The organism is Chryseobacterium sp. GW823-FHT05E08, from assembly GCF_058795655.1.
The window spans coordinates 34,887-54,281 of the sequence record NZ_JBXAHY010000008.1 but is presented as its reverse complement, the minus strand read 5'-3'; the positions used below and the strand labels follow the sequence as shown (position 1 = coordinate 54,281).

At 34.0% G+C, this 19,395-nt stretch carries 17 protein-coding genes and 1 pseudogene; 13 read left to right on the top strand and 5 right to left on the bottom strand.

Features of this window, described 5'->3' with window-relative positions; translation table 11 throughout:
- Nucleotides 1-2: 2 nt before the first annotated feature.
- On the bottom strand, nucleotides 3-1,037 hold the full coding sequence (locus tag AC1Q7L_RS20865) for a YncE family protein (RefSeq protein ID WP_492307949.1): 1,035 nt from the start codon (nucleotides 1,035-1,037) through the stop codon (nucleotides 3-5).
- A gap of 151 nt (nucleotides 1,038-1,188) precedes the next feature.
- On the bottom strand, nucleotides 1,189-2,829 hold the full coding sequence (locus AC1Q7L_RS20860; RefSeq protein WP_492307950.1) for a S41 family peptidase: 1,641 nt from the start codon (nucleotides 2,827-2,829) through the stop codon (nucleotides 1,189-1,191).
- A gap of 277 nt (nucleotides 2,830-3,106) precedes the next feature.
- On the opposite strand from AC1Q7L_RS20860, the gene AC1Q7L_RS20855 reads away from it, so the two are divergent.
- The 8 genes from AC1Q7L_RS20855 to AC1Q7L_RS20820 all read left to right on the top strand — a co-directional run bounded on the left by AC1Q7L_RS20855 (nucleotide 3,107) and on the right by AC1Q7L_RS20820 (nucleotide 10,974).
- Complete coding sequence (locus AC1Q7L_RS20855) at nucleotides 3,107-4,324, top strand: HD domain-containing protein (protein WP_492307951.1); 1,218 nt, start codon at nucleotides 3,107-3,109, stop codon at nucleotides 4,322-4,324.
- An 80-nt stretch (nucleotides 4,325-4,404) separates the two neighbouring features.
- Nucleotides 4,405-5,436 carry a UDP-3-O-(3-hydroxymyristoyl)glucosamine N-acyltransferase gene (gene lpxD / locus AC1Q7L_RS20850; protein WP_410692316.1) on the top strand — a complete coding sequence of 344 codons (1,032 nt, stop codon included), beginning with the start codon at nucleotides 4,405-4,407 and terminating at the stop codon, nucleotides 5,434-5,436.
- Nucleotides 5,429-6,826, top strand: coding sequence for a bifunctional UDP-3-O-[3-hydroxymyristoyl] N-acetylglucosamine deacetylase/3-hydroxyacyl-ACP dehydratase (locus AC1Q7L_RS20845; protein WP_066755652.1), 1,398 nt, complete (start codon nucleotides 5,429-5,431; stop codon nucleotides 6,824-6,826). The genes lpxD and AC1Q7L_RS20845 overlap by 8 nt, the downstream gene beginning before the upstream one ends.
- A complete protein-coding gene (gene lpxA / locus AC1Q7L_RS20840; protein WP_054510285.1) occupies nucleotides 6,827-7,621 on the top strand; it encodes an acyl-ACP--UDP-N-acetylglucosamine O-acyltransferase in 795 nt (264 codons plus the stop codon).
- Nucleotides 7,622-7,648: 27 nt separating this feature from the next.
- Nucleotides 7,649-8,215 carry an elongation factor P gene (gene efp, locus AC1Q7L_RS20835; RefSeq protein ID WP_410692317.1) on the top strand — a complete coding sequence of 189 codons (567 nt, stop codon included), beginning with the start codon at nucleotides 7,649-7,651 and terminating at the stop codon, nucleotides 8,213-8,215.
- A 205-nt stretch (nucleotides 8,216-8,420) separates the two neighbouring features.
- Nucleotides 8,421-9,323 carry a UDP-3-O-(3-hydroxymyristoyl)glucosamine N-acyltransferase gene (locus AC1Q7L_RS20830; protein WP_492307952.1) on the top strand — a complete coding sequence of 301 codons (903 nt, stop codon included), beginning with the start codon at nucleotides 8,421-8,423 and terminating at the stop codon, nucleotides 9,321-9,323.
- 92 nt (nucleotides 9,324-9,415) lie between these two features.
- A complete protein-coding gene (sucD, locus tag AC1Q7L_RS20825) occupies nucleotides 9,416-10,288 on the top strand; it encodes a succinate--CoA ligase subunit alpha (protein WP_054510282.1) in 873 nt (290 codons plus the stop codon).
- A 17-nt stretch (nucleotides 10,289-10,305) separates the two neighbouring features.
- Nucleotides 10,306-10,974, top strand: coding sequence for a porin family protein (locus tag AC1Q7L_RS20820; protein ID WP_492307953.1), 669 nt, complete (start codon nucleotides 10,306-10,308; stop codon nucleotides 10,972-10,974).
- Nucleotides 10,975-11,061: 87 nt separating this feature from the next.
- Here AC1Q7L_RS20820 and AC1Q7L_RS20815 read toward each other — a convergent pair whose 3' ends face one another.
- From AC1Q7L_RS20815 to AC1Q7L_RS20805, 3 genes are all read right to left on the bottom strand, one after another.
- A complete protein-coding gene (locus AC1Q7L_RS20815) occupies nucleotides 11,062-12,372 on the bottom strand; it encodes an ABC transporter permease (protein ID WP_492307954.1) in 1,311 nt (436 codons plus the stop codon).
- Nucleotides 12,373-12,374: 2 nt separating this feature from the next.
- Nucleotides 12,375-13,286, bottom strand: a complete 912-nt coding sequence (locus AC1Q7L_RS20810) for an ABC transporter ATP-binding protein (RefSeq protein ID WP_492307955.1) — start codon at nucleotides 13,284-13,286, stop codon at nucleotides 12,375-12,377.
- Between the two features lie 107 nt (nucleotides 13,287-13,393).
- Nucleotides 13,394-13,744, bottom strand: coding sequence for a T9SS type A sorting domain-containing protein (locus tag AC1Q7L_RS20805; protein WP_492307956.1), 351 nt, complete (start codon nucleotides 13,742-13,744; stop codon nucleotides 13,394-13,396).
- A gap of 119 nt (nucleotides 13,745-13,863) precedes the next feature.
- On the opposite strand from AC1Q7L_RS20805, the gene hemB reads away from it, so the two are divergent.
- The 5 genes and pseudogenes from hemB (at nucleotide 13,864) to AC1Q7L_RS20780 (ending at nucleotide 19,377) form a co-directional block, all read left to right on the top strand.
- On the top strand, nucleotides 13,864-14,853 hold the full coding sequence (gene hemB / locus AC1Q7L_RS20800; protein WP_492307957.1) for a porphobilinogen synthase: 990 nt from the start codon (nucleotides 13,864-13,866) through the stop codon (nucleotides 14,851-14,853).
- A gap of 171 nt (nucleotides 14,854-15,024) precedes the next feature.
- Nucleotides 15,025-15,750 (top strand): annotated as a pseudogene (lptB, locus tag AC1Q7L_RS20795) (LPS export ABC transporter ATP-binding protein); the annotation flags it as partial.
- A gap of 325 nt (nucleotides 15,751-16,075) precedes the next feature.
- Nucleotides 16,076-16,390 carry a hypothetical protein gene (locus AC1Q7L_RS20790; RefSeq protein WP_492307958.1) on the top strand — a complete coding sequence of 105 codons (315 nt, stop codon included), beginning with the start codon at nucleotides 16,076-16,078 and terminating at the stop codon, nucleotides 16,388-16,390.
- Nucleotides 16,391-16,555: 165 nt separating this feature from the next.
- Nucleotides 16,556-18,283: an ABC transporter ATP-binding protein gene (locus tag AC1Q7L_RS20785; RefSeq protein ID WP_492307973.1), complete on the top strand. Its 1,728-nt coding sequence runs from the start codon at nucleotides 16,556-16,558 to the stop codon at nucleotides 18,281-18,283.
- Between the two features lie 143 nt (nucleotides 18,284-18,426).
- The gene (locus tag AC1Q7L_RS20780) at nucleotides 18,427-19,377 is read left to right on the top strand and encodes a helix-turn-helix transcriptional regulator (RefSeq protein ID WP_492307959.1); all 951 of its coding nucleotides are present in this window, start codon (nucleotides 18,427-18,429) and stop codon (nucleotides 19,375-19,377) included.
- The last annotated feature ends 18 nt before the right edge of the window (nucleotides 19,378-19,395 follow it).

The window sequence follows — 19,395 nt, the reverse complement described above, 5'->3', positions numbered from 1 at the left end:
GGTTATTTTAATTCTCTTTTATAATATGTCAACCCAAAAGGATTGGTTCCTACAGTTGCTGTAGTCGATGGTGAAATAGCACCCGACGAACTCACATTATAGATCGAAACCGTATTTGCAGTGCCTCCGGAATGGGTTACAAACATTTTATCACCTTTATCATTAAGCACAATATTATGAGGTGTTGTAGCAGAAGACGAGACTGGACTTCCAACTTGATCTCCAGTTGTCGCATTGATTGAGTATAATTGATTACCAGTAATATTACTCACAAAAAATATATTTTGAGAAGGCAAAGTGAAAATTCCATGAGCGCCTGTGAATACTTTTTCAGACAAAGTATTTAATGTATTTCCATCCAAGATATATGTTTTTTCTAATTGGCAGGGAACATATAATTTATTGTTGGCATAAAATAAATGAGGTTCTTTTCCAACTGTTTTCTCGCCCGTTTTAGCATAAGTGGAGGTAGAATATTTATAAATTTTATCCGATGTAGAGCTACCTGTAAATACGGAAACATATGCGGTTATTCCATCTTGAGATAAAAATATGTCGTGAGGTGTCATATCTACATTGATGGTATTAGTTACGGAATTTGTAGCCAGATTTACCACAGAAATTGTCTTGTCTATATCATTAACAACCCAAAGTTCTTTGCCTTGAGCGTCTCCCCACATGTGAAAAACACCGTTTCCAACGTTAATAGAAGTTTCTATTTGCTGATTTTGAGGATTGATGACATGGATTTTTTTATTTGCTCTGTCGCCAACATACAATTTATCAGTTTTCGGAACGTAAACAACATACATCGGATCCGAATTTGCGATAGTGAGTGTTTTGGTAACAGCGTTTGTAACCGCATCAATAAAAGTAATTGAACTGCCAACACGGTTTGCAACGACAACTTTTTCTTCTATCTTGGCATTTTGTTCGACAGTTATTTCGTTGTCATTATTGCAAGAGTAAATTGATAGTAAAGCTAATAAAATAACAGCTCCTAATCTGGTTTGTTTTCCTGAAACGCAATTTTTCATAATCAATTTTATTTGTTTAGGCTAATTTGTTAATAACTTAGACGTAAACAAATTGAATTGCTGACAAAAAAATGTAAAAAATATTAGTTTTAGTAAGTAATTGTTTGAAAAACAGGTGTTTATTTTTGGTTGAATTTTTCTTTTGAATGAATTATTTCCCTGTATTTATATATACTAAAGCTCTTTCCAAGACTTCATCTTTTCCCTCTTTGATGCCTTTTATTGTTGGTTTTATGAGGATGTCAGGAATAATTCCTATTCGTTGAGTTTCTCGGCCGTCAGGATAATAGGCTCCCAATCCTGTAAAACTCGTCTCCAGATCTGCAATGTTGAATCTAATAATATCTCCATTGGCTCCGGAAGTATTGCTGCCAATAATTTTTGCCTTTGGATGTTGCTTTAACATCATCGTCGTAGTTTCGGCTTGGCTTTGGGTGTTTTCATCAACCAAAACCACCACATTTCCTTTATAATAATCGTCGTTTTTTCTGCCAATACTATTTTTTCGACTGTAAAATTTGCTCAAATAATTGGTTTCAGGGAAATTGAATTGATAATAAATAGTATTTTCAGGAAGTAACAATTTGCTTAAAGGTAAAATGGTTTGTTTCGGATAATTTCTAAGATCAAAAATGATAGATTCTGTTTCCTTCAGGTTTTTATACATCTCGTCCAGATCTTTTCTTTCAATAATTCCCATGTTTACATAGCCGATTTTTCTTTCGTCATCAATGAATTTCCATTTTTCAGGTGTCGCAGGTTTTTCATTGATAATATCTCGGAGTAAATATGCTTTTACTTTAATTGAAAAATTTTGTCCATCCCGTTCAAGTTTAACCGAAATTGAATCATTATTGGTAAAAAGAAAAAGATTTTTCGCTTTCTTGATTTTCCCCCAAGAATTGGAAGCAGGAATGTATTTCCCAAAACTATTGACCATTTGTGGAATAGTTTTACCATTCACATCATAAATTACATCACCAATTTTCAATGGATTTTCTTCATTAAGTTTATTGGAATTAATTTTAGTAACAACCAATTTCCCTTCCGCATAACTATATTCCACAGGAATTTTTCTTCTCCCATATTGATGCAAGCTAATAAAAGGCGAAAACAGAAAAGCATGGGAATCATCTGTTTTGGTAACCAATTCTGCTAAAGTTAAATGATAAGATTCATCATTATTAATAGCTAGAAATTTCGGAATCATCTCTGTTAAAACATCATTCCAATTTTGATCTGTTTTGTATTTGTAAGGAAAAAAATATTCTACATAATTCCAATATCTGAATAATTCTAATAAGCTTATCTCTTTTGAAGTAAATTTTGACCCATAAGAATTTTCATTTCTGAAAAATACTTTTCTTCCACCAATCCCGAAATAATAATGGTCTCCAATATTTCTATTATCCTGAATATAGCTCAATTTCTGAATTATATTTTCTGAAAAAATAGTCTGATTGTTAATCCAATTAAGATCAAAGTTTTTCAAAAAATAGATTTTGTTATCCTCTTTTTTACATTGTTCACAAGTTTCAACTTTTCCCAGACTGTCAATCCAATTAGCATAAAATTCGTTCAATTGATTTTTATCGTTGATCTTTTCAATTTCATTTAATTTCAGGAAAAGCTGATTATCCCAATCCAAATTTCCTTTGGCAACATTCGGATGATAATATTTTAAAAATCCCCAAACTTTACAAAGAGACTCTAATTTTTGAGTTTCAGATAAAATTTGTGCCGAAAAATTGATACTTAAAAAGATGATGATAAAAAGAGAGAATTTTCTCATGAAAGGTTATTGGAATTTGTATCAAAGATAATTTTTAAACACAAATGGCACAAGTTTTTTCACGAATGATACCAGCTTTACATCAATAGAAATGGGCTTTAGCCCGTTTAATACAAAAATAATATTCAATTGGCTTCAGCCAAAACTTAATTTTTTAATTAGTGTTATTAGTAAAAAAGTTTGTGTCATTTGTGTTTACACCATAATTTTTTAATAGAAAATTAATCAACCCTAAAATTTAAAATCCCTAAATTTGTGTACAAATACTGACATTTCAATGCAGAATAAGCTTAAAATCATCAATGATCCGGTTCACGGATTTATCAAAATTCCTCATGAAATTTTATTCGACATCATCGAACATCCATACTTTCAAAGGCTGAGAAGAATTTCCCAGACTGGTCTTTTAACTTTAATTTTTCCGGGTGCTACTCATACAAGATTTCATCATGCTTTGGGCGCAATGCACTTGATGTTTACGGCTTTGGAAACTTTAAAACAAAAAGGAGTTAAGATTTCTGATGAAGAGGAAAAAGGAGCGATGTTGGCTATTTTAATGCATGATATTGGTCATGGCCCATTTTCTCATGCGTTGGAAAGTATGTTGATGGATGATTGGCATCACGAAAATCTTTCATTATTATTGATGAATAGGTTAAATGTTGAGTTTGACGGTCAACTTAATGTTGCTATTGAAATGTTTCAGGGGAAATATCATAGAAAATTTTTCAATCAGCTTATTTCCTCTCAATTGGATGTTGACAGATTGGATTATTTGAAAAGAGATAGCTTTTTCACAGGAGTTTCGGAAGGAAATATCAATACGCAAAGGATTATTTCGATGATGAACGTGTGTGAAGAAGGCGAATTGGTGATTGATGCGAAAGGAATTTACTCCATTGAAAACTTTCTGACCGCAAGAATGTTCATGTATTGGCAGGTATATTATCATAAAACTTCGGCTTTGGCAGAGTTTCTTTTGGTTAAAATCTTAGAAAGAGCAAAATATTTGGTTTCTCAGGGGATTGATCTGCCTGCGACGGAAAATTTGAAATATTTTTTATACCGCGGAAAAAGCTCAGCAACCGATGAAGACGTTGAAAGATTCACACAAATGGATGATAATGACGTTATTCAGGCCATGAAATCTTGGCAAAATTCTGATGATATTATTCTTTCTTATTGGTGTAAATGCGTGATACAGAGAAACCTGCCTAAAACAATTATCTCTTCTCATCCATTTGATTCGAAATTTATTGAAGAAAAAATAAAAAACACGAACGAATTTTTCGGAATTGATAACGGTGAAGACCTGGTACACGAAATTAAAAGAAAATTGTTGCCTTATGACACAGAAAAGCAGCCAATTTATTTATTGCAGAAAAGTGGGGTCAAATTAAGGCTAGACGAGTCGGAAGACCAGCTTTTATCGGGGTTGATCGTAAATAAAACCACAAGATATATCCTTACTTTTCCAAGAGATATGTCTAATTAATTTCTTAAATAATATTAAAATTCACTATCCTAAAACTAAAAAATGTTTGCGAATTATAGAATTTCTTATCTTTGCAGAATATGGAATTTACAGCTTCGCAAATTGCAAGTTTTATCGACGGAAAAATAATAGGTGACGAGCATGCACTTATTACTGGAGTTTCACCCATTGAAAATGGGGAATCAGGGCATCTTTCTTTTGTAGCACAAGAGAGATTTTCCCATTATTTGGACACTTCACGATGCTCCGTTCTTATTGTTTCTGAAGATATTATAACTAAAGATAATTATAATCCTACCATCATTGCCGTAAAAGATGCTTATCTTGCCTTCCAGGTTTTAATGAATCTGTATCAGGAAATGCAGGGTAGAAAGGAAGGAGTCGAAGACGGCTCTTCAATTCATGAAACAGCTGTTATTGGCGAAAAAGCCTATATCGGTGCGTTTACCTATATCTCAGATAAAGCAAAAATTGGTGAAGGTTCACAAATTTATCCTCATGTTTACATAGGTAAAGGGGTAAAAATTGGTAAAAACTGTAAAATAGACAGTGGCGCCAGAATTTACGATTACTGTATTGTTGGAGATAACTGTGTGATTCATTCCAATACTGTGATTGGCGGAGATGGGTTTGGTTTTCAGCCTACTCCTGACGGATTCAAAAAAATCCCTCAGTTGGGTAATGTAATTATCGAAGATGATGTTGAAATTGGTTCTAACTGTAGTATCGACAGAGCAACCATCGGATCTACCATTATTGGAAAGGGGACTAAAATAGATAACCTTATCCAGATCGCCCACAATGTGAAAATTGGCCAGAATAACGTAATTGCCGCACAAGCAGGAATTGCAGGATCTACTACTATCGGTAACTGGAACCAAATTGGCGGTCAGGTTGGAGTCGTAGGGCATATTAAAATAGGAGATCAGGTGAAAATTCAGGCTCAGAGTGGTGTGAATTCTAGCGTAAATGATAAAGAAACTGTGTACGGTTCTCCTGCGATAAGTTATAATGATTACCTTAGAAGCTATGTACATTTCAGGAATTTACCTGAAATTGTAAAACGAATAAATAATCTTGAGAATACCTCAAAAGATCATACTAATGAGTGATATGCAAAAAACACTTCAGGAAGAGGTAACACTTTCCGGAATTGGCCTTCATACTGGTAAAGAAGTAAAATTGACCATAAAACCTGCTAAAGAAAATACAGGTTTCGTTTTTGTGAGAACAGATTTAGAGGGTCATCCTCAGGTCGAAGCTGATGTAAACTATGTTGTAGCGACAGAAAGAGGAACGACATTAGAAAAATTAGGAGTTAAAATTAACACTTGTGAACATCTTTTGGCAGCTTTAGTTGGTTGTGATATTGATAACGCAATGTTGGAAATGGATGCTTCTGAACCTCCAATTTTAGACGGTTCTTCAAAGTTTTTTGTTGAAGCCATCGAAAGTGTAGGAATTGTAGAACAAGGTATCGCCAGAGAATATTTGGTGGTAAAAGAAGTTCTTAGCTATAGCGATCCGGCAACGGGTTCAGAAATTACAATTATTCCTTCAGATAATTACGAAATTACTACAATGGTAGATTTTGGGACTAAAGTTTTAGGTACTCAGAATGCTACTCTTAAAAATATTTCAGATTTTAAAGAAGAGATTTCATCTGCTAGAACGTTCAGCTTTTTACATGAATTAGAAATGCTTTTAGATCACGGTTTGATCAAAGGTGGAGATATTTCTAACGCGATCGTTTATGTAGATAAAGATCTTACTCCTGAAACTACAGAAAAATTAAAGAAAGCTTTTGGTAAAGACAAAGTGTCTATCAGACCAAACGGTATTCTTGATAATCTTACTTTAAATTATCCTAACGAAGCTGCAAGACACAAATTACTTGATGTAATAGGTGATTTAGCTTTGGCTGGAGTAAAAATAAAAGGAAAAGTTATTGCTAATAAACCAGGACATTTTGTAAATACTCAATTTGCTAAAAAATTGAACCGTCAGTGGAAATTACAAAAGAAAAAAAATGTTCCTGATTTTGATTTAACAAAAGAACCTGTGTTCGATATCAACGGAATTATGAAGTTGATGCCTCACAGACCACCATTCTTATTGATTGATAAAATCTTAGAATTGTCGGATTCTCACGTTGTAGGATTGAAAAATGTTACAATGAACGAGCCTTTCTTCGTTGGACATTTCCCTAAAGAGCCTGTAATGCCGGGTGTTTTACAAGTTGAAGCGTTAGCACAGACAGGAGGTATTCTAGTATTAGCAAGCGTTCCGGATCCTGAAAATTACTCTACTTATTTCATTAAAATTGATAAAGTAAAATTCAAGAGAAAAGTAGTTCCCGGTGATACTATGATTTTCAAAATTGAATTGATAGAGCCTATCAGAAGAGGTATTGTTCATATGCAGGGATACGGATATGTGGGAGATACTGTAGCAGTAGAAGCAGAATTAATGGCTCAAGTTGCAAAAAATAAAGTTGATTAAATGATTCATCAATTAGCAGCCGTTGATAAACGTGCAAAAATCAGCAAAAATGTTATTGTAGAACCATTTACTACAATAGCAGGGGATGTAGAAATCGGAGAAGGAACTTGGATTGGCCCTAATGTTACCATCATGGATGGTGCCAGAATAGGTAAAAACTGTAGGATATTTCCGGGAACGGTAATTTCTGCGATCCCTCAGGATTTAAAATTTGATGGTGAAGATACTCAGGTAATTATCGGAGACGAAACTACGATCAGAGAGTGTGTAACGGTAAACAGAGGGACAAAAGCTCTTGGATTTACCAAAATTGGTAAAAACTGCCTTATTATGGCAACTTCCCATATTGCACACGACTGCGTTATCGGAGATCACGTTATCATTGTGAACGGTTGCGGTATTGCAGGGCACGTAGAAATCGGAGACTATACTGTAATGGGAGGTCTTAGTGCTGTGCATCAATTTGGTAAAATCGGAAAACATGTGATGATTTCTGGTGGAACATTGGTAAGAAAAGATATTCCGCCATATGTAAAGGTGGCGAGAGAACCGATGTCTTATGCAGGAATCAATTCAGTAGGTTTGAGAAGAAGAGGATTTACCAATGAGAAAATTTTCGAAATTCAAAAGATTTACAGAACGATTTTCCAAATGAAAATGAACGTTTCTCAGGCTGTGACTTACATCGAAAAAGAAATGCTTCCAACTGCTGAAAGAGATGAAATTCTTCAGTTTATTCAAAACTCTCCTAGAGGTATCGTTAAAGGATACGGAACAGGAAAAGAAAGTAACTAATACAAATTAAAAGACAATATAAAATTAATGGCAACAAGTAACGATATAAGAAAAGGACTTTGCATTGAATTCAGTAATGATATTTTTAAGGTAGTTGAATTTATGCACGTAAAGCCAGGAAAAGGACCAGCTTTCGTAAGAACAAAACTAAAGTCAGTAACTAACGGAAAGGTATTGGATAATACATTTTCTGCAGGTCACAAAATTGATGAGGTAAAAGTAATTACAAGAAAATTCCAATATCTTTATGATGATGAGAATGGTTTCCACTTCATGAACAATGAAGATTTCTCTCAATTATATTTGAACAAAGAAATGATTGAAAACTCTAATCTGATGAAAGCAGGTGAAGAAGTTACTATCATTTTAAAGGAAGCTGATGAGACGCCTTTGTCTGCAGAACTTCCTCAATCTGTTTACTTAGAAGTTATCGAAGCTGATCCGGGAGTAAAAGGAAATACAGCTACGAATGCTCTTAAAAATTCTATCGTTGAAACAGGAGCAAGAGTAATGGTTCCTCTGTTCATTGAAGCAGGAGACAAAATCAAAGTAAGTACAGAAGATGGTTCTTACTTAGAAAGAGTAAAAGAATAATTTTAAATAAAATTTACATAAATTCGGTTTGCACTAGCATTCCGAATTTTGTTTTTGTAAAAACTTAGAAGTCCCGAAGGGACGACTTAACAGAGAATTGGATAAAATCCAATTAAATAAGATCGGAATTCAACCGAATTTATCAAACCTTATCAAGATTCTAAACCTTGACAAGGTTAATAAAATTTAAACATCATTTAAAAATATGACGTTTCATCAACCACAAAAACTGAAAGCTATTGCTGATCTTATCGGATCAAAATTTGTTGGCTCTGAAGACTTTGAAGTATTAGGGACTAATGAAATTCACATGGTAAGACCGGGAGATATCGTTTTCGTAAACCATCCAAAATATTACGACAAAGCTTTAAATTCAGCGGCGACAATTATTTTAATTGATAAAGAAGTTGAATGCCCGGAAGGTAAAGCACTGTTAGTTTCCGAAGATCCTTTCGGAGATTTTAATAAGATCAATACTCATTTTACAAGAATATATAATTTCACAGAAGAACTTCACGATGTTGAAATAGGAGAGGGCACAAAAATCCATCGTACTGCTGTTATTGGAAATAATGTTAGCATTGGAAAAAATACACTTATTTTTCCTAATGTTGTTATTGGTGACAGAACGGTTATTGGTGATAATGTGATTATTCAATCAAACACTGTTTTGGGAGGTGATGCTTTTTATTACAGAAAATTAAACGGAAATTTCGACCGTCTGATTTCTGTCGGAAATGTTATCATTGAAAACAATGTAGAAATAGGAAACGGCTGTACAATCGACAGAGGAGTTACAGATTCTACGGTTATCGGAGAAGGTTCTGTTTTGGATAATCAAATCCAGATCGGTCATGATACTGTTATCGGGAAAAAATGTTTAATTGCTTCACAAGTGGGAATTGCAGGATGTTGTGTGATAGGAAATGAAGTAACACTTTGGGGGCAGGTTGGCATCGCTTCAGGTAATAAAATAGCTGATGGATCTGTATTATTAGGTAAAACAGGAGTCAACAGAGATCTCGAAAAAGGTACTTATATCGGAATGTTTGCAGAAGATTTTAAAACTTATTTGAAAAAAGAGGTAAAACTGAGAAATCTCAAATAAACAATTGTTAAGGTTTTATCTAAAATCAAAGAAAAATAAGTAAATTTGTGAGCATTAATAGAATAATAAAAATAAATTAAAACAACAATAAAATGTCAATTTTAGTAAACAAAGATTCTAAAGTAATTGTACAAGGATTTACAGGTAACGAAGGTACTTTCCACGCAGGTCAGATGATCGAATACGGAACAAACGTAGTAGGTGGTGTTACTCCAGGAAAAGGAGGTAGCGAGCACTTAGGAAAGCCTGTATTTAATACTGTTGCTGATGCTGTTGAAAAAGCTGGAGCAAACGTAAGTATCATTTTTGTACCACCTGCATTTGCTGCAGATGCTATCATGGAAGCTGCTGAAGCTGGAATTAAAGTGATCGTATGTATTACTGAAGGTATTCCTGTAGCAGACATGGTAAAAGTAAAATCTTACATTGCAGACAGAGATTGTAGATTGATTGGACCAAACTGCCCGGGAATCATTACTTCTGAAGAAGCTAAAATTGGTATTATGCCAGGTTTCGTTTTCAAAAAAGGAAAAGTAGGTATCGTTTCAAAATCAGGAACTCTTACGTATGAAGCTGCTGACCAAGTTGTAAAAGCTGGTTTCGGTGTTTCTACGGCTATCGGTATTGGTGGTGACCCAATCATTGGAACTACTACAAGAGAAGCGTTAGAGTTATTCATCAACGATCCGGAAACTGAAGCTGTTGTTATGATCGGTGAGATCGGTGGTGGTCTTGAAGCTGAAGCTGCAAGATGGTACAAAGCTAGTGGATCTACTAAGCCGGTTGTAGGATTTATCGCTGGACAAACTGCTCCTAAAGGAAGAACTATGGGACATGCTGGTGCAATCGTAGGTGGTGACGAAGATACTGCTCAGGCAAAAATGGAGATTATGAGAGAAAACGGAATCAACGTTGTAGATTCTCCTGCTGATATCGGTGCAACTGTAGCGAAAATTTTAGCTTAATTATAAAAACCCAACATATGAAAAAACTTTTATTAGCCTCGGCTTTGGTACTTTCTACTTTATCTTTCGCCCAGATCGATTTCAGTAGCACAAGATTCGGTATCACTGCAGGAGGTAATTACGCCAGAGTAAAAAATGCTCATAACCCTTCAGGTCCTAGATTTACGATTCAGGCCGGAGCTTTAGCTTTAATTCCAATGGGAAAAGAAAACCAGTTTTTCTTACAACCTGAAATAGTATATTTCGGAGCAGGAGAAACCGGAAAAGATAAGGATGCTAAAAACAGACCGGGCTATGACGCTGTTTATGCAAATGATTATATTAGTGTTCCTATTTATTTCAAAGGATATTTTTCAGAAGCTGAATCAGAATTCTTTGCAATGGCAGGACCTAGATTTAATTTTTTAATTAGTCAGAAAGTTAAGAACGCTCCAAGTACAAGACCTTATTATGATCCGGACGTTACTGATCCTAGTCTTCCTGGAGTAAACGGTAAAGCAGCTAGCTTTAACTTTGGTGTAGGAATTGGTGTAGGATATAGCTACAAAAGACAGTTAGAATTTGCCTTAAACTATGACTTTGGTATCTCTAATACCTATCCAGGTCTTAAGAATGAGCCATTAGGAAGTACAAAAGGTAAATCTGAACAAGTTCTTAGTGCGAAAATTAGCTACATCTTTGAATAAAAAGATTTCATAAGAAACATAAAAAATCCCGGGAATTTTAATTCTCGGGATTTTTGTTTTATAATTTTTGATATTCAGATGATGATTTTATCCTCTGACCCATTTCCAAAGCTCTTTCAACGTAGCTTTATTTCCATACATCAAAATTCCTACTCTGTAGATTTTTCCTGCAAGGAATATCATGAAAACCGTTGTTCCCAATAATAACACAATCGATAGGGCTAACTGCCAAATAGGAACTCCAAAAGGAATTCTGGCGATCATTGCAACAGGTGATGTGAAAGGGATTATTGATAACCAAAAACCTAATGGTCCGTCAGGATTATTCATTAAAGAAAAACTTCCGTACATTCCCAATGTTAGTGGTAAAATTGCAAATAAGGTGAATTGCTGAGTTTCTGTTTCATTATCAACCGCAGAGCCAATGGCAGCATAAATCGAGCTGTAAAAGATATATCCTAAAAGAAAATATATGATAAATACACCGATGATCAAAGGAAAATTAAGCTCCAATAAACTGTGAGAAACCTGAGTTGCAATCTGAGCAATATCCAGTTTACTCATCATTTCTTCATTTCCGCCGGGAATATTTTTTTGTATTGAATTAAAACCTGTATTTAAAACCAATGCGCCAATAACCGACATCGTAATCCAGATAATAAACTGAGTTAAAGCAACCATTGTTACTCCCAAAATTTTACCCATCATCAGCTCAAATGGCTTCACAGAAGAGATGATAATTTCTACAACACGGTTGTTTTTCTCCTCCAAAACACTTCTCATCACTCTCACACCATAAATAAGGATAAACATGAACGTAACGTACATTAAAACCATACTTAATCCAGTCTTGACGCCGAAACTAAGATCAGAATCTTCCTTATTATTTTCTGAAACATTGATTGTTTTTAAAGTAAAACCTTTATCAAGATTATCGAGTTGAGTTTCAGCAATTCCTAATTGTTTGATCTTCTCTTTTTTGATGACATTCGTAATATCAGAAATAATTCTCTGCTTCGTATCAAAACCAATTTTAGAATTAATAACCAACCTTGAATTTTTCTCCAGATCATCATAATTCTGACCGCTCAATTCAGGTAAGATTAAAATTCCGTCTAAAGATTCATTTCCTTTTAAGTTATTGATCTTCGACTTTTCATCAGCCACAGAAACAAAAACATAATTAAGTTTATCGTTTGATTTTAACTGATCTTTAAATAATCCGCTTTTATCAACGACTTCAATAATGCTGTGTGATTCATTAGCCTTAAACATTAATCCGATAACTGCTCCAAAAGCAATGATCATAACGGGAGCCAGTAAAGTTAATATAATGAAGGATTTTTTCTTAACCTGCGTAAGAAATTCCCTTTTTGTAATTAAAAAAATATTATTCATAATTAAGAGTTGTTGCTTACGGCATTAATAAATACTTCATTCATACTTGGAATTTTTTCATCAAACGATCTCACTTTTCCAACATTTACAAGATCTAAAATAATGTTGTTCTGATCATTCTCATTTTTTAAATCGAAAGAAACCAGATTATTTTCATTGGTATAATTAAAGATCTCGTATTTGTTTTTGAAAGTATCAAATTGATGATCACTTACCTCAGAAAGGGTAATTCCGAAGATGTTTTTCTTGAATTTTTCTCTTACGTCGAAGACTCTTCCGTCAATAATTTTTTTAGAATTATTGATCAATGCTACATAATCACACATTTCCTCCACACTTTCCATTCTGTGAGTCGAAAGAATAATGGTTGTTCCGTTATTTTTAAGTTCGATGATTTGGTCTTTGATCAAATTGGCATTCACAGGGTCAAAACCAGAGAAAGGTTCATCCAGAATCAAAAGATGCGGTCTGTGAAGAACAGTTACCACAAACTGAATTTTCTGAGCCATCCCTTTTGAAAGTTCAGAGAGTTTTTTCTTCCACCATTGATCGATATTCAGTTTTTCAAACCATTTTTTTGCTTCATTTAAAGCGTCATTTTTGGTCATACCTTTTAATTCTCCAAAATAAAGGATCTGGTCGCCAACGGTCATATTTTTATACAACCCTCGTTCTTCAGGCATGTAACCGATATCCCTGATGTGATTTTGATTAAGCTTTTCTCCGTTAATAAAGACATCTCCGGAATCAGCTTGAGTAATTTGATTGATGATACGGATGAAGGAAGTTTTCCCTGCTCCGTTTGGTCCTAGAAGACCATAAATACTCCCTGTTGGGACATGTATACTGAAGTCATCCAATGCGATCTTCTTACCTGCATTGTAGGTCTTCGTAATATGTTCAGCTTTTAGCATTAATTTGTTTTTCTATAGTTAGTATAAAAATATCCCGAAAGTTACGGAATAATTGAAACAGAATTAATCTAAAAGAAAAAATCCTGATGATTATCAGGATTTAAATTTTATTGTTTTACGATTTGAGTAACCTTTTGGGTATTATCGCTTAAAATGTAACGAATTAAATATTTTCCGGGTTTCAATTTTTCAATATTGATCTCTCCCGAGTTCATATTTACGGCGTAATTAGCAACTTGTGTACCCAAAATTGAATAAAAAGTTACGCTCTTAACTCTTAAAGAAGAGTCTTTTGCCTTAATGACAAGGAAATCCTTCGCAGGATTCGGATAGGCAACAAGCACACCATCATCTGCTTTTTGCGAGATGGAACCAGGCTCTCTCAGTTGAGCTTTAAAATTGTTGGAAAATCCAACAAAAGTGCCTATAAATAGAAATAAAAGTAAAAGTTTTTTCATCAAATTATAATTTCTCTAGGTATTTCGTAACAAAAGTAAATAATTCTATAATCACATGCAATATTTTTTTATAGAACTTATACTAAATTTGCAGAAACTTATTCAAAAAGTATTCCAAAATGATACATTCAAGAAATAGAAGACTTAGAGTTAATGAATCTATGAGAAGCTTGGTAAGAGAAAGTATCCTTACAACTGATGATTTTGTAATGCCGATCTTCGTAATGGAGGGCGAAAACAAGCAGGAACCGATCCCGTCGATGCCGGGTATTTTCAGGCGAAGTATAGATTTAACGGTGAAGGAATGTAAGGAATTATTTTCTTTAGGAGTAAAAGCTGTCAATCTGTACATGAAAGTGTCTGATCATTTAAAAGATAACACCGGAAAAGAAGCTTGGAACAAGAACGGATTAATGCAAACTACGATCAAAGCGATTAAAGATGCTGTTCCTGCAATGATCGTAATGCCTGATGTTGCTTTAGATCCATATTCAATTTACGGTCACGACGGAATTATAGAAAACGGGAAAGTCGTAAATGATGCTACCAACGATGCATTGGCAAGAATGTCTGTGTCACATGCCGAAGCAGGAGCTGACATTGTGGCACCAAGTGACATGATGGACGGAAGGGTATTAACAATTCGCGAAGCTTTAGAAGACAGTGGATTTACAGATGTTGGAATTTTAAGCTATTCTGCAAAATATGCAAGTTCTTTTTATGGACCGTTCAGAAGTGCTTTAGACAGTGCTCCCACAGATGATGTAGAAATTCCAAAGGATAAAAAGACATATCAGATGGATTTTCATAATTCAAGAGAGGCTTTAAATGAAGTTTTTAAAGATATTGAAGAAGGTGCAGATATTATTATGATCAAACCGGGACTTCCATATCTTGATATTGTTTCTAAAGTTCGTGAAGCAATCGATCTTCCTATCGCAGTTTACAACGTAAGTGGTGAATATGCAATGGTAAAAGCAGCTGCGCAAAACGGCTGGTTGGATAATGATAAGACAATCATTGAAAGTTTAACTTGTTTCAAAAGAGCAGGAGCAGACATGATTTTTACTTATTTTGCTAAAGAAGCCGCGATTCTTTTAAATAAATAATCAAAAGTAATTATATAAGAAAAACACCTCAATTTGAGGTGTTTTTTCATGAAATATCTAACAACTGTGCCATCCTAAGCCCGTCGAAGTATCTATTAAAAAAATCATAAAACTTTTGAACACAATCTTTAATCTAAAATTTGAATTCAAAAAAACTTTATCTTTGCCACTATGATTTTACGAGGAGAAAACTTAATCAAGGAATACGGTCCGAAAAAAGTTGTAAAAGGCGTTTCTGTACAGGTTCAACAGGGAGAAATTGTTGGTTTGCTTGGTCCGAACGGAGCAGGTAAAACCACATCGTTTTATATGATTGTTGGTTTGGTTAAGCCTACTTCAGGAAAAATTTTCTTAGAAAACCAGGAAATTACAACCGATGCCATGTACCGCAGAGCCCAAAAAGGAATCGGATATCTAGCTCAGGAAGCATCAGTTTTCAGAAAACTTTCGGTGGAAGAAAATATCATGGCAGTTTTACAGTTAACAAACCTTTCAAAACGCGAACAGCAGATGAAATGCGACGAATTGGTTGAAGAATTCTCGTTACAGCATGTCCGTAAAAACAGAGGTGATCTTCTTTCGGGAGGAGAAAGACGTAGAACGGAGATCGCGCGTTGTTTGGCAACAAGTCCAAATTTTATCTTGTTGGATGAGCCTTTCGCGGGGGTTGACCCGATTGCCGTTGAAGATATTCAGAAAATCGTAAGAAGTTTGGTTGACAAAAACATTGGAATTTTAATTACTGATCACAACGTTCAGCAAACTTTGGCGATTACCAATAAAACATACATTATGTTCGAAGGAAAGATCCTAAAAGAAGGACTTCCTGAAGAATTAGCCAATGATCCACAGGTAAGAGAAGCTTATCTTGGTGAAAACTTTGTTTATCAGAGTATATTAGACAAACCGAAAAAGAAAACATACGCTTACAATATTTGGGCAGGAAATTTTGATTCAAAATCTCAGTTACAAGGTTTTGTTGATGAAAACTTTGCTCAATTTGATGATTTGAGATTAATGTATGGTTTTGAAGATATAAGTTTTGCATCGTTAGCAAATTCTGAAATTGAACATATTTTCAATGATGTTGTGGATAAAAATGCAAATAATTCTTTTGTTTTCCAGAGGAAAGAAATTAATTCTCAATATTCTTTAGAACAGGCAAAAGCCGAATCAAAGGAAGCAAGCAAATCAGAATTACATTATCTTACAAGCTATATTTATGCGGGATAAATTTCTATCTAAACAACAATATTTTGATAAGTATCGTCTCAAAGAGTTATTCGATAAAATGTATTTAGCTGAAAAAGTTTTAGAAGAAATAAGTTTAACAAATTCTGATACTGATTTTATTAGTTTTAAAAAGAATTTTATTGAAGAATTTTATGAAGTAGAGGGTGATAATGTTGGTGATTTTACTCGAATATGGAATTGGTTTAAGCCCAATGCTGAATGGAACATCTATACTAAAAATAATGGTTTGGAAATAGGTGAAAAAATTTTTGAAATTACAGATTACTGGAAAAAGAATTTTTAAGACCCTAAATCAAAAAAAAAATAATACTTATAATTCGTACCTTTTCTCTTTGAAACGGTACGTTTTTTAGTTAAAATAATTCCTATGGCAAAACCTTTTAACAGAACAGTTACTTTATTTGGAATTTATCAACAATTGGTTCCATTTATTAAGCCTTATCGCTTAATGATTTACGGGACTTTACTTCTTACTTTTTTAGGAGCTCTAGCAGCGCAGGTGAACCCACTTGTTTTGAAGTATACCGTTGATGAGGTTACGAAATTGACGCATTTGCCTCATCCAATGTCTGAGGGAATTCATGTTTTAGTCATCATTTCCATTATTTTACTCGGAAAAGAATTATTAAATATTTTCATCAATTTCGGGCAGAAATTTTATGGCGAAAAAATTAGAATTAATGTAAGTTCGGTTTTGGCGCAATCAGCAATTGATAAAATTCTGACCTATCGGGTTGCTTATTTTAACGATGAAAACCACGAATCAGGAAAACTTCAAATAAGAATAGACAGAGGAATTGAAAGTTTGACAAAATTAGTTCAGAACTTTTTTATCGACATGTTGCCATTATTTTCCAACGCGTTTATTGCATTGATTATCATGTATATGCAAAATGTTTATGTTGGATTGGTTTCTACGATCATTGTTCCTATTTATTTTTATATCAGTTCATTACAGGCAAAAAAATTGGGTGGAGTTCGTCGACAATTACGAAATCAACGTGAACAGAAAACTTCCGGATTGTTGAATTTGATCAATTCCATTATGGTGATCAAAAGTTTTGTCCGTGAAAAATTTGAAGGTAAAAAGCAATACGACTTGCAGATGCAGTTGATGGAAAGCCAGATGTTCACACGAAAAACTAACTTTATTTATGATGGCTTAAAAACCTTTATTGAGCAGTTTGGAGTGGTTTTAATTATTCTTTTAACGGTTTATCTGGTGTTGGATCAGCAGATGACAATTGGTGCCATCATGCTTCATATCATGCTTTTTAATAATGTTTCGGCTCCAATTCGTCAGTTACACAGAATTTATGATGATATGAATGATGCGATGATTTATGCAGAAGGATATTTTGATATTTTAAATGCAGACGATGAAAAAGAACAAAACGGAACTTTTGTAGAAAAGAAAATCATCGGAAATTTTGAATTAAAAAATGTCAACTTCTCTTATCCAAACGGAACACAGGCTTTGCATGATGTTTCCATGAAAATTGAAAACGGAAAAACAACTGCTTTGGTTGGTTTAAGTGGAGCAGGAAAGTCAACAATCATCAATCTTTTATGTAAATTTTATCTTCCGAATTCCGGAGAAATTTTATTGGATAACGTTAGTTTAAATGAGTTTGATAATACTTTTCTGAGAGATGATCTAGGTTTGGTTCTTCAAAAAAACCACATTTTTCAGGGAAGTATTGAAGATAATATCCGTTATGGAGACATGAATGCCAGTTTTGAAGAAATTCAGGAAGCTGCAAAAAAAGCGTATTTGCATGAACAGATTTTAGATTTGTCACAGCAATATCAGCACGACGCAACACAACTTTCGGGAGGTCAGCAACAGAGAATTGCCATCGCAAGATTATTTTTGAAAAATCCTCCAATTATTTTCCTTGATGAACCAACAGCAAGTCTGGATGCCATCGCAACCGAACAGATCAAAAACTCCTTGGATGCTATAAAAGAAGGTAGAACGGTGATCATTATTTCACATTCTTTATCCCAGATTTTAGATTCAGATAAAATTTATGTTATGAAAAAAGGCAGAGTCGTTGAAAGCGGAACTCACAATGAATTGGTGCAAACCAACGGAACTTACCGCGAGATTTTTGATGCCTCCGCAAGAAGTTTAAATCTTGATAAGTTGATGAATACTTTTAAAGATAATTAATTTTAGGAATTAGGAATTAGGAATTAGGAATTAGGAATTAGGAATTAGGAATTAGGAATTATTTTCGCTAAAACGCTAAAACGCTAAAACGCTAAAACGCTAAAACGCTAAAACGCTAAAACGCTAAAACGCTAAACACCTCAATGAACGATCATTACCTCAAAAAACTCGATCGAGTTACAGCTATTCTCACCCAATTGCAGTCTAAACCTTTGGTTCGGGCACAAGATCTTGCGTTGAAATTTGATGTCAGCGTCAGAACGATTTACCGTGATGTAAAAACGCTAGAAAATGCAGGAATTCCGATTATTGGTGAAGCGGGAAGCGGATATTCTTTGATGGACGGCTACAAACTTCCGCCTGTAATGTTCACAAAAGAGGAAGTTTTGAGTTTCATTACGGCAGAAAAGTTGATGCAGAAATTTTTACATCAAAGTTTAGGAAATCATTATCAGTCAGCAATGGAAAAGGTACGTTCTGTATTAAAATATTCAGACAGAAATTTAATTCAGAATATTGAAAAACAGATTGATGTTTATAATTATCATCCAAAAACAGTGGATAATATTCAAAATATCATCCCAATTATTTTGGAAAGTATCGCAGAAAAGAAGCAGATAACGTTGGAATATGCAACTGTGGATTCCAAAGTTTCTATGCGAACAATTGAAGTTGTTGGTGTCTTTTTTGAGTTCAATTATTGGTATATTATGGCTTTTTGTACGTTGCGAAATGATTTCAGGCAGTTTAGAGTTGACCGAATTTTACAGATCATTAAAACTCAGAATCCTTTCCTGCAGGAATATGGTCAGATTAATGATTACAGACAAAATCCGAACGGAAATAAAACCAAAGTCAGACTTTTGGTTGATAAAAAAATTATCGGACATCTCAGTAATTCAAAAAAATATTATGGATTAATTGATGAGGTTGAAAGAGAGAATGGAGTAGAACTGATCTTCGAAACCGATTGGATCAAAGATGGATTTCCGCGTTGGTTAATTACCTTTGCAGATTATGCAGAAGTGTTGGAACCTGAATCTTTGAAAGTAAGCCTTAAAGAATTGGTCATCAAAATTTCAAATAAGATTTAAAAATATTTAACCATTTTA